The sequence below is a fragment of the Candidatus Pseudothioglobus sp. Uisw_086 genome, from assembly GCF_048085745.1.
Classification (GTDB): domain Bacteria; phylum Pseudomonadota; class Gammaproteobacteria; order PS1; family Pseudothioglobaceae; genus Pseudothioglobus.
On the sequence record NZ_CP159803.1, the window covers coordinates 200,051 to 213,111 of the forward strand.

The 13,061-nt window shown below is 36.6% G+C and carries 14 protein-coding genes; 7 read left to right on the forward strand and 7 right to left on the reverse strand.

Features of this window, described 5'->3' with window-relative positions:
• Window positions 1-46: 46 nt before the first annotated feature.
• From ABXT49_RS00955 to ABXT49_RS00970, 4 genes are read right to left on the reverse strand one after another with little or no spacing between them, the layout of a single operon-like run.
• A complete protein-coding gene (locus tag ABXT49_RS00955) occupies window positions 47-1,252 on the reverse strand; it encodes a bifunctional folylpolyglutamate synthase/dihydrofolate synthase (RefSeq protein WP_416652372.1) in 1,206 nt (401 codons plus the stop codon).
• A 38-nt stretch (window positions 1,253-1,290) separates the two neighbouring features.
• On the reverse strand, window positions 1,291-1,746 hold the full coding sequence (locus ABXT49_RS00960) for an FxsA family protein (protein WP_416652374.1): 456 nt from the start codon (window positions 1,744-1,746) through the stop codon (window positions 1,291-1,293).
• Window positions 1,747-2,442, reverse strand: a complete 696-nt coding sequence (gene trmB / locus ABXT49_RS00965) for a tRNA (guanosine(46)-N7)-methyltransferase TrmB (protein WP_416652376.1) — start codon at window positions 2,440-2,442, stop codon at window positions 1,747-1,749.
• Complete coding sequence (locus ABXT49_RS00970; RefSeq protein ID WP_416652377.1) at window positions 2,439-3,203, reverse strand: exodeoxyribonuclease III; 765 nt, start codon at window positions 3,201-3,203, stop codon at window positions 2,439-2,441. The genes trmB and ABXT49_RS00970 overlap by 4 nt, the downstream gene beginning before the upstream one ends.
• A gap of 31 nt (window positions 3,204-3,234) precedes the next feature.
• Between ABXT49_RS00970 and pyrE the strand changes: the two genes are divergently transcribed.
• Window positions 3,235-3,876 carry an orotate phosphoribosyltransferase gene (gene pyrE, locus ABXT49_RS00975; RefSeq protein WP_416652380.1) on the forward strand — a complete coding sequence of 214 codons (642 nt, stop codon included), beginning with the start codon at window positions 3,235-3,237 and terminating at the stop codon, window positions 3,874-3,876.
• Between the two features lie 40 nt (window positions 3,877-3,916).
• Here pyrE and ABXT49_RS00980 read toward each other — a convergent pair whose 3' ends face one another.
• Window positions 3,917-4,354, reverse strand: a complete 438-nt coding sequence (locus ABXT49_RS00980; RefSeq protein WP_416652383.1) for an NfeD family protein — start codon at window positions 4,352-4,354, stop codon at window positions 3,917-3,919.
• A gap of 91 nt (window positions 4,355-4,445) precedes the next feature.
• On the opposite strand from ABXT49_RS00980, the gene ABXT49_RS00985 reads away from it, so the two are divergent.
• The 5 genes from ABXT49_RS00985 to ABXT49_RS01005 all read left to right on the forward strand — a co-directional run bounded on the left by ABXT49_RS00985 (window position 4,446) and on the right by ABXT49_RS01005 (window position 8,108).
• Entirely contained in the window at window positions 4,446-5,336 is an 891-nt protein-coding gene (locus tag ABXT49_RS00985) for a phytanoyl-CoA dioxygenase family protein (protein WP_416652384.1), read from the forward strand.
• Between the two features lie 51 nt (window positions 5,337-5,387).
• Window positions 5,388-6,542 (forward strand): gamma-butyrobetaine dioxygenase, encoded by a 1,155-nt coding sequence (locus ABXT49_RS00990; RefSeq protein WP_416652387.1) that lies wholly within the window; start codon window positions 5,388-5,390, stop codon window positions 6,540-6,542.
• On the forward strand, window positions 6,535-7,098 hold the full coding sequence (locus ABXT49_RS00995; RefSeq protein ID WP_416652389.1) for an HD domain-containing protein: 564 nt from the start codon (window positions 6,535-6,537) through the stop codon (window positions 7,096-7,098). The genes ABXT49_RS00990 and ABXT49_RS00995 overlap by 8 nt, the downstream gene beginning before the upstream one ends.
• 95 nt (window positions 7,099-7,193) lie before the next feature.
• Window positions 7,194-7,664 (forward strand): type II 3-dehydroquinate dehydratase, encoded by a 471-nt coding sequence (locus tag ABXT49_RS01000; protein ID WP_416652390.1) that lies wholly within the window; start codon window positions 7,194-7,196, stop codon window positions 7,662-7,664.
• Window positions 7,665-8,108 carry a type II 3-dehydroquinate dehydratase gene (locus tag ABXT49_RS01005; RefSeq protein WP_416652392.1) on the forward strand — a complete coding sequence of 148 codons (444 nt, stop codon included), beginning with the start codon at window positions 7,665-7,667 and terminating at the stop codon, window positions 8,106-8,108.
• Here the strand turns inward: ABXT49_RS01005 and ABXT49_RS01010 are convergent.
• Window positions 8,105-9,616, reverse strand: coding sequence for a trimethylamine methyltransferase family protein (locus tag ABXT49_RS01010; protein WP_416652394.1), 1,512 nt, complete (start codon window positions 9,614-9,616; stop codon window positions 8,105-8,107). The genes ABXT49_RS01005 and ABXT49_RS01010 overlap by 4 nt on opposite strands.
• Before the next feature lie 11 nt (window positions 9,617-9,627).
• The gene (locus ABXT49_RS01015; protein ID WP_416652395.1) at window positions 9,628-12,063 is read right to left on the reverse strand and encodes a GcvT family protein; all 2,436 of its coding nucleotides are present in this window, start codon (window positions 12,061-12,063) and stop codon (window positions 9,628-9,630) included.
• A gap of 122 nt (window positions 12,064-12,185) precedes the next feature.
• On the opposite strand from ABXT49_RS01015, the gene ABXT49_RS01020 reads away from it, so the two are divergent.
• Entirely contained in the window at window positions 12,186-13,061 is an 876-nt protein-coding gene (locus tag ABXT49_RS01020) for a LysR family transcriptional regulator (protein WP_416652397.1), read from the forward strand.

The following is a 13,061-nucleotide window of genomic DNA, read 5'->3' on the forward strand; positions in this document are numbered from 1 at the left end:
TGTAATTTTACAACAGTTTCTTAGCGTTTGTGGTTATCTCAAATAACTAATAACGTTCAAATTTTTTTATAATTTTAGAGGCATCGGCAATTGTATAGAAAGAGCCAAAAATAACAACTCGATTAACCTTTTCAAGCTTAAGTGATTGTTCAATTGCACTACTCATATTGAGGCAAACTGTCGTGGAGTCTGAGTTAACAAACTTGTCTTTTAGAACCTTTAGCTCAATTGATCGTTCTGCATTGATTGGCACTAAAAACCAGTGATTAATTGAGCCTGAGGCAAGTTCAATCATATCTACAATATTTTTATCAACCAGTGCTGAAAAAATGGCGACTGTTTCTACTGGATTTTCTGACAGCGTTTCTACAAGACTTTTTACAGCAGCTGGATTGTGAGCAACGTCAAGGATCATTGTTTTATTACCTATTTTTATTTTTTCAAATCGTGCTGTGATCCTAGCTTTTTTAACCCCCTCACTAATCATATTATTTGTAACTGGAAATTTATTTTTAAGCTTCTCTATAGCTTTAACTGCAACTGCAGCATTAAGCTTTTGATGCGCCCCTTCTAATCCTATTTCATTTTTATAACTTTTAGAGATAAGAGTAAGAGGAGTGTTGATTTCTTTTGCGTATGACAATAAACTTTGAGGTGGGTCTTGATCACCACAAATACATGGTTTTGCGGTTCGCATCACCCCTGCTTTTTCTCTGCCAATAGCCTCCCTTGTATCACCTAGGTAGTCTGTGTGATCAATTGCAATATTTGTGATAATGCTTATATCACTATCAACCACATTCACAGAGTCAAGTCTCCCACCAAGACCAACTTCTAGAATTGCAAGATCTACACTAGCCTCTGCAAAAATAATTAGTGCAGCGAGAGTTGAAAATTCAAAATACGTAAGCGTTACACCTTCCCTTTTTGTCTCAATTAATTCAAACGCTTTTATGATTAATTCATCAGTAACTTCCTTGCCATCAATCGCAAAGCGTTCGTTATACTTTAATAGGTGAGGCGAGGTAGATCGGCCAACCTTGTATTTTGATTCATGATAAATACTATCAATAAAAGAAACGGTAGAGCCTTTCCCATTTGTTCCCGCTACTGTAATAACTGCATATGGAACTCCATTTGGAAACAGCAGATCATAGACAATTTGAACTCTATCAAGGCCTAAAACAATGGTTTCCTCCATTAATGTTTCTTGCCAATTCAGCCAATCATCAAGAGTTCTTTTATTTTGCATATTGAAGAGTAGTTTTACTAAATCAAAAAAGGTTTAAATTATTTATCTTCCCAAAACTCACCTTCAATAGTCTCATCTTTGTTAGTTTTTTTTGTTTCACTACTTTCGCCTCTATTGATAAAGGCGGAATTTTTTTTACTAAAGACGCGCTCTGCATTTTTTTCTAAAAAGTGGTTTATGAAATAGCTTCTACTCCAGGGCATTAAGCCAAGCAAGCCCAGAATATCGGTAATAAAGCCAGGTGTTAATAATAAAACACCAGAAACTAAAATGACAACCCCCTCAAACATCTCTACTGCAGGAGTCCTTCCTTCAGCAATACTTTGTTGAGCCTTTGCCATCGTTGACCAGCCCTGTTGTTTAAGAAGACTAGAGCCAATAAATGCAGTAATAATCACAAGTAGTACTGTTGAAAGTCCACCAATAGCTTGACCTACAGTTACCAGAACGTAGATTTCAGCAAGAGTGACAATAACAAATATAGGAAATAACATTTAACCTCCTTTTATGTTTGTAAAAATTATATCCCAAACCCCATGGCCTAATTTTTGACCTCGATTTTCAAATTTAGTTAAAGGCCTATTTTTTGGTCTTGAAGAATACATATGGTCACCAGCACAGTTTTTAAAGTATGAATGTGATTCTAGCAACTCCATAATATGCTCAGCATAGTTCTCCCAGTCAGTAGCTATATGAACAACACCATCTTTTTTAAGTTTTTTTGATAGAAGGTCCAAAAAGCTTATTTGAACAATTCTACGCTTATGATGTTTCTTTTTGTGCCAAGGATCAGGAAAGAATAGCTGAAAATGTGAAATACTGTTATCTAAAATATTGTTTGTTAGAATCTCTACCGCATCATCCTTGATAATTTTGAGGTTGCTAAGTTTATTTTTATTAGCCTCATTAATAAGCCTTCCAACGCCAGCCTCATAAACCTCTATCCCTAAAAAGTTTTGATTAGGCTGATCAATTGCCATCTCAAGTAGGCTGTCACCATTTCCAAATCCAACTTCAAGTGTGACGTTATTTTTTGATAGAAAAAGTTTATTAAAATCAAGTTTTTTTTCATTAAGATCAACGCCATAATCATGCCATAGCTCATTAAGACCAATAGATTGAGCCTTAGAGATTCTTCCTGAGCGCCTTACAAAGCTCTGTATTTTTCGTAAATATTTTACTTCTGTCATAGTTGGTAATCAATGATTAGCGGAGCATGATCAGAAAAACGCTTCTCTTTATATATTTCGCATGATTTGGCAAGACCAGCTAAATTGCTACTGACTACCTGGTAGTCAAGTCGCCAGCCGGTATTGTTGGCCCATGCCTGTCCTCTATTTGACCACCAAGTGTATTGAAATTCTTCTTGGTTAATTTCTCTAAAAGAGTCTATGAAGCCAACATCATCATAAAGTGTATCAAGCCATTCTCTCTCTTCTGGGAGAAAGCCAGAATTTTTTTGGTTAGGTCGCCAGTTTTTTAGGTCAATTTTTTTATGCGCGATATTCCAATCACCACAAATAATGTATTTTCTGCCATCTTTTTGAAGTTTTTTTAAATGAGGCATAAAGCGTTTGGTAATAAATTCCATTTTGAATGCTTGTCTCTCCTCTTTTGACGACCCTGATGGAAGATAAATTGAGATAACACTTAAATCTCCAAAATCAGCTTGAATAACCCTTCCTTCTGAGTTCATATCTTCCCAGGGGCTATAAGAGATCTTATCAGGCTTAGTTTTGCAGTATAGTCCCGTTCCGCTATAACCCTTTCTCTCAGCACTATGGTAGTAGGTATGAATACCAGGTGGATAAAAGCGTTCATCAAGTTGATCTTCTTGCGCTTTAATTTCTTGAAGACAAACGACATCAGCATTTTTTGTCTTGAGCCAGCTAAATAGACCTTTTCGCTCAGCAGCTCTAATACCATTAACATTAATTGTTATAATTCTCATTGCACTTATTTTAATAGTTTAGGAATAACCAATGGAACAGTATCAAAAGGATTTTGTAGATTTTACGTTAGAAACTGGGGTACTCAAGTTTGGTGAATTCACTCTTAAGTCTGGGCGAATTAGTCCTTACTTTTTTAATGCAGGGCTTTTTAATAAAGGTAGTCACTTATCTCAGTTAGGAAAGTTTTATGCTCAAGCTATTGAAGCAAGTGGCATGGAGTTTGATGTTATCTTTGGACCTGCTTATAAAGGAATTCCATTGGCAACAGCAACAGCAATTGCCCTTAATGATAGCCTTGGAAGGAATATTCCTTATTGTTTTAATCGCAAAGAAGTCAAGGATCACGGTGAGGGAGGAAGTATCGTTGGGCATTCATTAGAGGGTGATATTCTGATCATTGATGATGTTATTACAGCTGGCACTGCAATCCGAGAAGCGCAAGATATTATCACCGCCAATGGCGCTAAAACAAAAGGAGTCATAGTTGCATTAGATCGTCAAGAAAAAGGAAATGGAGAGCTTTCAGCGATTCAAGAGGTTGAAGAAATTTTTGGAATTACGGTTCTAAGTATTATTAACTTGTCTCACATTGTTGACTATTTAAAGGATTCAAAAGATGAAGACACTGTTTTAAGAATTGAGCACTATAGATCTCAATATGGCATCAACTAATCCAGTTATTATGAAACGTAATATTTATTTATGTAAGTCGTTATTTCGACAGTTCAACAATAAAGGTTGAAGATTCGACGCCAATAATTTTTACTGATTGTCCTGCGCTAAGATTTGAACCTTTAGCAAACCAAAGAGACTCTCCTATCTGGACTTTAGCGACTTCATCCTCGATAGATACTATTATGCATTCTTTTCCAATATGTTTCTTGGCCTTATCATGCAGCTGCTCATCTACTGTTTTTACAGGGTAGTATTTTTTTGACAATAGAGTTGCCACAACTGCAAGAACTATAAAAATCAGCAGCTGTAATAAACCAGAAACATTAGGAAGCAGAAAGAAAATTATACCAACAGTAATTGCTGATGAGCCAATCCAAAGTAGAAATACTGTCCAGACAAATAGCTCTACAATTATTAAAGCAATGCCAAGAATCAGCCAGTGGATAAAGTTTAAATTTTCAAATAAGAATTCCATGACATAAGATTTTATATTCTTTCTTAAGTTGTATTAAATTTTTCTTTATTTTTTCTTAAATTTAGTACATAATTCGATTTGGAGGCGTTAAATGCAAACTAAAAATCCTTTAAAAAACCAAGATTTAATTGATCAATTTCATAGAGATGGATATATATTTCTTGAAAAAGCTCTTACAGAGCCTCAATTATTAGCAGTTAATAATCAATTATTATCTTGGGTTGATGAAAGCAAGCTTCATTCAGAGTCTTTTGGTAAGATTAAGGATGGTAGGCCACGTTTTGATGTTGATACAAAAAGCCATAGCGCAGATACGCCGGCCTTAAGAAGAATTACATCACCAGCAGAAATATCAGATTCTTGTCTTGATGTTGTTAAAGACAATAGTGCATTAGATCTTGTTGCCGATATATTTGGGCCTAATATTAAGCACTGGACGAATAAACTAAATCTAAAATTACCCAGCTCAGGGACAGAAGTTAAGTTTCATCAAGATTTTCCTTTCGAGCCCCATTCAAACGAAGATATCATGACAGTTCTTTTTTTTCTAGACGACGTTACACTTGAAAATGGGCCACTTGAAGTTGTTCCAGGTTCACATAATGGACCTCTTTATTCTTTGTGGCATGATGGAGTTTTTACTGGGGCGGTGGGTTCTGAAATTGAGTTAGCTAATAAAGGCGAAGCTGTAAGTTGCACTGGAAAGGCGGGCTCAGCTTGCTTGATGCACTCTAAACTATTGCATGGCTCTAGTTCGAATCGAACAAAATTTCCACGATCTTTATATATTGTTAGCTATACTGCAGAAGATGCAATACCGTTAACTGAAAATCCATTGCCAAGTGACTTAGATGGAATGATAGTTAGAGGTATAAAGACCGATACAGTAAGGTGCTCAAGTTATAGTGTGGAGTTACCAGAGTACCCAAAAGAGGTTTCTTTTTTTGGGCAGCAGGATAAAACTAAGAGCTCAATGATGTAATAATTTTACTGTTCGTAATTATAATTCCTTTAGTTGAATGGCCTTATTCTAATGAAAAGTGATAATTCTATTAATCAGATTAAAAAGATTCATCTCGCTAATGATGAGCTAGTGATTGATTGGCAAGATGGCAGTCAAAGTAATCTCTATAGTCATTGGCTAAGAGATCATTGCCAAATGCCTCAATCAAGAAATGCTAATAATGGGCAGCGATTATTTAGTGTTATCAACATACCCAAAAATACCTCTATTGAAGAAGTTAAGCAAGATGAAAGAGGTGATCTACATATTCGGTTTATGCCTGAAAATTATTGGTCTATCTTTTCTCAGAACTGGCTATGGATAAACTGTTATAACCTTAATAATCATTTCGATGATAGAAGTGAAAAAAACAAACATTTGTGGCAAAAAACTAGCTTTAAAGATGGCCTGCCTAGGACCAAGTATAAAAATTTTCAAGAAACCAATAAAGGTAGGTTAGAGGTTTTGCGCGCAGTTCGAGATATGGGTTTTTGCATTATCGAAGACGCTTCTATCAAAGAAGGGCTCGTTCAATCTGTAATTTCTCAACTAGGATTTACTAGAGAGACAAATTATGGAAGATTATTTGAAGTTCGAACTGAAGTAAAACCAAATAATCTTGCTTATACTAATATGAGACTTGGTTCCCATACTGATAATCCGTATCGAGACCCTGTTCCAACAGTACAACTTTTACATTGCCTAGAAAGCTCAACACAGGGTGGAGAGTCAGTTTTGGTGGATGGCTTTAATGCGGCAAAAAAACTGAGAGAAGAAAGCAGTAAAAATTTTGAAAATTTAACAAATAACTGGATTAATTTTCGTTTTTCTGATGATAAAACAGATCTTAGGTCTAGAGTGCCAATGATAGAAGTTAATGATAATCATGAAGTTATCAAGGTGAGATATAACAATCGATCTATCGATACAATTAACCTACCTTCAGAGAAGATTCGCCCATTTTATTTGGCATATCGGCACTGGGGAGAGGTAATAGAGAGAGATGAGTTAAAGGTTATATTTCAGTTAGTACCTGGGGAAATAATTATATTTGACAACACTAGAGTGATGCATGCAAGGACCGCTTTTTCTGATAAAGGTAAGCGCCATTTACAGGGCGCTTATACAGATTTAGATGGCCTTTATAGTCTTCTTAATATTTTAGAAAATCGAAATAATGACTAAGATTAATAGTGATAATATTGTAAATCATATCGAAGATGTTTTTAAGAGGCGTGGTGCTGAATCCTATTTAGGTGAAGACGTAACAATGGCCCAGCATATGCTTCAAGCCGCACAGTGCGCTGAGCAATCTGGTGCAGATGTCAGTCTAATTGTTGCAGCACTCCTCCATGATATAGGGCACTATAAAAATGAAATACCTGAGTCAGTACTAGCCAAGGGTATGAACAATTTTCATGAAGAAGCGGGTGCTAATTTTTTAGAAGACTACTTTCCCACATCAGTTGTTGAGCCAATACGTCAACATGTTTCTGCAAAGCGCTATCTATGTTCTGTTAAGTCAGACTATTTTGAACGTCTTACACAAGCCTCAATACACACTCTTAATTTGCAAGGTGGCCCAATGAGTAAAGATGAAGTTAAAGAGTTTGAAAAAAATATTTATTTGGATGATTGCATAAAACTGCGTTACTGGGATGAGGAAGCTAAAGATCCTTCAAAGTCTCATCCACAATTTTCATACTTCAGGCCTTTAGTAGAGACATTAGTTCAATATTAGTATTTAACTTAAAAATACTCTCTATTTTTAATCGTCATACATGTCTTCATTGGGAAAGTATAATATTAGTCTAATAAATTAAATTTAACCGGTTAATGAATAACAATAAATTACTAATAATCAATGGCCCTGGGCTTTCCGATTTAAGTAACTTTAATGATTATGGTTATGAGCATCTGACCTTGGAAAAGTTGCAAAACAAATGTTTGGAGACGTGCAAATCATTAGGCATGGAGCTAGATTTTTTTCAAACCGATGATCAGGCTTCTTTGACAAAAAAAATAGTTGAAGGAATAACAGAGTGTGATGCATTAATTATCAACCCTGTTGGGTACTCGCATGAGTCAACTTTTGATTTAGATGCCTATGCTTCAAATATAAAGTCTGATACTCTTAAAAATAAACCTGTGATTGAGGTGCATATTACAAATATTTTCCATGATAACGAGGGCATCTCTGAGCCTGTAATAGTTTCAAAAAGTGGAGTCGGATTTATATGTGGCCTTGGCGTTCATAGCTATGAACTAGCCATTAGATCAATTCATGAAAAACTAAACCATAATTAGATGAATATTTACGTAATCAATGGGCCTAATATAAACCTTCTTGGAACGCGGGAGCCAGAAATTTATGGCAGCGAAACATTGGGTGATATTGAAAAAAAATGTATAGAGCAAGGCTTAAAAGATAGCCATTCTGTTAAATTTATGCAGTCAAATTATGAGGGCGAAATAGTTGAATGGATTCAGCATGCAATCATTCAAAAAGTTGACGTAATCATTATCAATGCTGCTGCATATACTCATACATCAATAGCAATCCATGACGCATTAAAATCATATTCAGGCTATAAGATTGAGCTGCATATCTCTAACCCACATTTGCGTGAATCATTTCGCCATGTTTCGTTTATTTCTTCTGCAGTTGATGCGGTCGTTGCTGGTCTTGGAGCAGATGGTTATTGTCATGTGATAGATTTGTTGTCAGATCTACCCATTAAGATCAATTAGAGAAGTATAGGGTATTTATTTCTAATTGAATTATCAATGTCATCAGTTAAATATTCTGGGTGGTGATTGAGTAGCTCTTTTGCTTTAGTTTTAGCTCTGCTTAGATGATCAAGTGAGCCTCCCTCCTGCCAAACAATTGGTTCCTCTCGATCAGCTATTGAAGGGTAAAAATAATCTCTTTCCATTGATAGCATCGTTTCTGGTTGACCAAGAAAATGACCTGTATCAGAAACAACAGATTGAATTGATTCAAACTCTAAACTTTGCTGATTCACTTCTATCCCTCTAATCATTCTATAAACTAGTGACAGCATTTCATCATCCATAACGAAAGCTTCAAATGAGGCTCCTAAAAGGCTTGCCATCATTCCAGAGGATTCATAAATCATATTTCCACCAGCTAAACCACAAGCCAGAGCAGTAATGGCTTTCTCCATGCCCATTTGAGCATCAGGAGCTTTGGCATCACTCATACTAGAAGCGCAACCAGAAGGCAGCCCAAGAGAGTTTGAAAGTTGTGCTGATGCTGCATTGAGTAACCCCATCTCGCCGCTTCCTCCTCTGAAAGCGCCTGTACGTAAATCAATAGCTAATGGCCAATTACCAAAAATCATGGGGTACCCGGGCTCAAAAACATTCGTCATTATTAGTGTTGAGAGTGTTTCAGCCAAGGTTAGCGACAGTGATCCTGCAATTGGTCCAGGAGATGTAGCTCCAGGCATTGCTGCAATAATATTATTAATTGGCATTCCTCTTTTTATACAAGCTAAAGCTACCAAAACAGCATCTTCACCATATTTGAGAGGCGATATAACTGGACTTATATGGGCTTTACAAAAAGGTTTTTCAGAAAACTTATCTTTTCCACCAAGCGCAATATCAAACATATCAATAATAGGATCAACGTGCTCATCAATGTGAAAGCTCATTCCTATTGGTTTTGTTGTGCCCTTTAACATAACATAAGCAGTATTAATATCAAGGTCATAGTTATCATGAACATCTGTTGCAATGCAGCAACGCGTAAACCAACTAACATTTGGCAACTGGTCTATGAGGCGAGTAAAGCTATATAAATCTTTTAGGGTTGAAGGGCGATATTCTTCAGTATCAATATCTAAGGTTTGAACTGCTGCACCACCTGTTCCAAAGTATACTTTATCTCCACCAACGACTATATCATGCTTTGATTCTCGGCCATATAATGTAAATTCTTTACACGCAGATGCAATGATTCTTTCTACCATCGAAGCTGGAAAACATAGCCTATTTTGACTATTAATTTTAGCCCCATGAGCTAAAGCTTGTTTTTCAAGAATCTTAGGGACATCAGTCATTCCAATTTGCTCAAGTATTCTCAATGACTCATTGTAAATTACCTTTACTTGAGAGTCAGAGAGAGGCTTGTACTGGCCTCCAGTCTGTCCAGGTGGACATGGGTTGATTTCAGGAGCCTTTGCTCTTTGGGCTTGCTTGGCTGCTCGTGCAGATTGTCTTCTAGGCATCATTAATTCCTTAGTTATGCTAATATTCTACTATAGCCTTTATCATAGGGCCCAAATGGAATAACCTCAGCTGAGACCATTTCTCCCAATAAATCCAAATGCATTTGAGTTCCAACCTTTGATTTCTCAGTGTTCACAAATGCATATGCAAGATTGAGATTAACTCTGTGTCCCCATTCACCTGAAGTTATTGTTCCAATGACTTTACCATTCTCCATAAGCGAGGCTCCACCATAAGCAGGAGCGTGCTTGCAAGCTACTTTTAAACACACAAGTTTTTGTTTTGGGCTATTTTTAATGCGATTTTGTAATGCGTCTTTACCAATAAAGTTATCTTTGTTTAGATTAACAAAACGGTCAAGACAGCTTTCAAAGGGATCAAACTCAGTCAATAAATCAGACTTCCAAGCTAAAAATCCTTTTTCCATTCTCATAGATTCTACAGCTCTAGACCCAAAAAGCTTCATTCCAAAACCTCTTCCTGCATTAGAGATTGTTAGATAAGCTGCATACAGAAATGCATTTGGGATATGCACTTCATAAGCAAGCTCACCTGAGAAACTAACTGACATTATGGTGGCTGGAGAAAAGCCTACGAAACATTCCCTGACACTAAGCCATGGAAAGGACTCCTTACTCCAATCTTCACGACTACAACTAGATAGAACTTCTCTGGCATTTGGTCCTGCTAAAAGAAGAATAGTTTGGTCATTCGTTAGACTTTTAATTTCAACCTTTTCCTCTGCTTTTAAGTGTTGTTTTAGCCAATCCATGTCATGAAACTCAGATGCTGCAGCTGAGCCATACCAGATTCTTTTTGGACCTCGATCTGAGGATGGAAGATTAGAAATTGTTGCTTCACTTTTTATCATTCCAAAGTCATTAAGAAGGTAACCTAATCCAACCCGACCTATTTTGTGAGTAATATTGCCACAAAACATTCGATCAACAAAACTCTCGGCATCTGAGCCAGTAATTTCAAAACGGTTAAAGCCATTGACTTCAGTGAGCCCCACATTATTTTGGATATTTTTTACTTCATTTGCGACAATATCAAATGCTTCATCAAAGTGAAATGAAAGCGTAGGATGAAAGTTCTCAGATGGTCTTATGTATTCAACTCGCTCCCATCCATTAATGACTGTGAATTCTGCATTTTCTTTTGCCATTACTGGAGTAAGAGGAGTAGTTTTCGCATGGCGAGCAGCCGGGCGATGCTCATGTGGAAAGTGAAAACGGAATTCGTTTTGATAGTCTTCAATGGCTTTTAGAGAGGTCATTTCAACATTAGCATGAGTTGTAAATCTTCGAGGGTCAAGGCACCAGGTATCATAGCAAGCCTCACCATGAACAATTTGTTGAGCGAGAAGCCAGCCATGTCCACCACCTTCACCTAGTCCTGCACGAAGACCAATAATGCAAAAAGCATTCTCCTTATCTGGAATTTTTCCAACCAGTGGAGCACCATCAATTGTGTAGGTAATTGGGCCATTAATGATGCTTCTGATTCCAGTATTCATAAGAGCTGGCATGCGCTCAAATGCCCCATCCAAAACATCAGTCACTCTCTCTAAATCATCTGGACAGAGAGCATTTACAAAGTTTGGGTCAATGCCATCCATTCCCCATGTCTTACAATTTTGTTCATAAAAACCAATCAAAAGCCCACCCTTATCTTGTCGACAATAATAGTCAGATATTGGGCAACGAAGTAGGGGCATGCGGTGACCTGCCTCAGCTATTTCAGGAATGTCTTCTGTTAAAAAATATTGATGCTCCATCGATGCTACAGGATGATGAACGCCCATCATTGCGCCGACTTCATTGACTCTATAGCCGCAGGCATTAACAATAATATCGCAATCAATATCACCATTTTCAGTGGTTACTTTCCAAGTGCCATCTTTATATTGTTTTAGTCCAGTGACAGGGGTATTTGTATAAACTTCTGCACCAGCTTTACGAGCTTTTCGGGTTAATGCATGACACAATTGATATGGATCTATATCTCCATCTAGTGGGTCCCATAATCCACCAATTAAATTTTTTGTTGAGATCAAAGGATGACGTCGTTGACACTCCTTTGCATCAATTACTTCAAAATCAACATCCATGCCTCGAGCCATTGAAGCGAAGTGATGGTAGCCCTGTATTTGTTCTTTTGTGCTCGCAAGTCTTATTCCTCCATCACCGTAATTGTAGTTGATTGGGTGATCTGGGTCTTCAGATAATTCTTTGTATAATTTAATGGAATGTGTTTTTAAGCCAACCATTGTTTGGTTCATGCCAAAATTAGTAACCTGTGCCGCAGAGTGCCAAGTTGTCCCGCTTGTTAGATCATTACGTTCGACTAGAACAACGTCAGACCAGCCCTCTTGAGTAAGGTGGTATAAGGTGGAGCAGCCCGCAATTCCTCCCCCAATAACCACAACCTTGGATTTTTTTTTCATTTTAATTCCATTTAAGTATTCTACATTTTTAACCTTTTTTTTATAAAAAAGTTGTTAAAAAATAAAACATATTGTTCGAATATATTTGACACTAGTACTATGGAATGAATTAAACTTTGAATATGAAATTTAGATCTTTTGACTCTTTTAGGATATTTGAAAAGGTTGCCCAACTTGAGAGTATTACCTTTGCTGCAGAGGCAGTAAATTTATCTAAAAGTGCTGTCAGCTATCAAATTACTAAACTTGAAGATGAGCTTGGTTTCTTACTTTTTGATCGAGTTAGTTCCAGATTAGTGTTGACAACTAAAGGTCGAAGGTTGTGGTACGTTGCAGAATCATCGCTTAATCAAATTGAGAGAGAAATTAATTTATTACGTGGAGAGAATTCAGGAACAGTTAAGGTCGGTATTGTTTCTTCATTTGCATCAAGGTGGTTGTCAGCAAGATTATCTAATTTCTTTGAATCATGCTCTGATTTAAGTCTAAAAATTGAATCTATTAATTCAATCGATGAGTTTCATAAGGCCAATTTTGCAATAGCTGTATTATGGGGAGATACATGGAGTGATTATGAGCATGAATTACTAATGAATTCCTCTTCATACCTTCTCGGCAATAGAGCAGTCTATGATAAAACTAGATCACTTTCTTTACAGGAAATTATGAAAGAAATTCCATTACTGAATGATGGTTTTTATGGTGGAAAGGGTGGAATGCAGGCTTGGCATAAGGTAGCTAATCTTAAATATGAGCCTTCAAAAAGTAGCTTAAAAATTACTGATTCTTATACAAGACTTCAAGCGGTTATCGATGGACAAGGAATTGCACTATGGGATGAATTAGTTAGAGAAGAGATAGAGGCTAGAAAGCTATTTTATATATCTGATATTAAGCTTGAAGGATTTGGTTATCATATAGTTTATAAAAATAAAAGTTCTTTGTCTTTTGAAGAGAAACAGTTTAGAAAATGGATTCTTGGGCAGTTAAAAAACTAA

What these genes read in the sequence shown, in the direction of transcription:
- ABXT49_RS00985 (WP_416652384.1), top strand. Translation starts at nt 4,446, where the DNA reads ATGCAAACTAAAAATCCTTTAAAAAACCAAGATTTAATTGATCAATTT.
- ABXT49_RS00970 (WP_416652377.1), bottom strand. Translation starts at nt 3,203, where the DNA reads ATGAGAATTATAACAATTAATGTTAATGGTATTAGAGCTGCTGAGCGA.
- ABXT49_RS01015 (WP_416652395.1), bottom strand. Translation starts at nt 12,063, where the DNA reads ATGAAAAAAAAATCCAAGGTTGTGGTTATTGGGGGAGGAATTGCGGGC.
- trmB (WP_416652376.1), bottom strand. Translation starts at nt 2,442, where the DNA reads ATGACAGAAGTAAAATATTTACGAAAAATACAGAGCTTTGTAAGGCGC.
- ABXT49_RS00955 (WP_416652372.1), bottom strand. Translation starts at nt 1,252, where the DNA reads ATGCAAAATAAAAGAACTCTTGATGATTGGCTGAATTGGCAAGAAACA.
- ABXT49_RS01000 (WP_416652390.1), top strand. Translation starts at nt 7,194, where the DNA reads ATGAATAACAATAAATTACTAATAATCAATGGCCCTGGGCTTTCCGAT.
- ABXT49_RS00995 (WP_416652389.1), top strand. Translation starts at nt 6,535, where the DNA reads ATGACTAAGATTAATAGTGATAATATTGTAAATCATATCGAAGATGTT.
- ABXT49_RS01005 (WP_416652392.1), top strand. Translation starts at nt 7,665, where the DNA reads ATGAATATTTACGTAATCAATGGGCCTAATATAAACCTTCTTGGAACG.
- ABXT49_RS01020 (WP_416652397.1), top strand. Translation starts at nt 12,186, where the DNA reads ATGAAATTTAGATCTTTTGACTCTTTTAGGATATTTGAAAAGGTTGCC.
- pyrE (WP_416652380.1), top strand. Translation starts at nt 3,235, where the DNA reads ATGGAACAGTATCAAAAGGATTTTGTAGATTTTACGTTAGAAACTGGG.
- ABXT49_RS00980 (WP_416652383.1), bottom strand. Translation starts at nt 4,354, where the DNA reads ATGGAATTCTTATTTGAAAATTTAAACTTTATCCACTGGCTGATTCTT.
- ABXT49_RS01010 (WP_416652394.1), bottom strand. Translation starts at nt 9,616, where the DNA reads ATGATGCCTAGAAGACAATCTGCACGAGCAGCCAAGCAAGCCCAAAGA.
- ABXT49_RS00990 (WP_416652387.1), top strand. Translation starts at nt 5,388, where the DNA reads ATGAAAAGTGATAATTCTATTAATCAGATTAAAAAGATTCATCTCGCT.
- ABXT49_RS00960 (WP_416652374.1), bottom strand. Translation starts at nt 1,746, where the DNA reads ATGTTATTTCCTATATTTGTTATTGTCACTCTTGCTGAAATCTACGTT.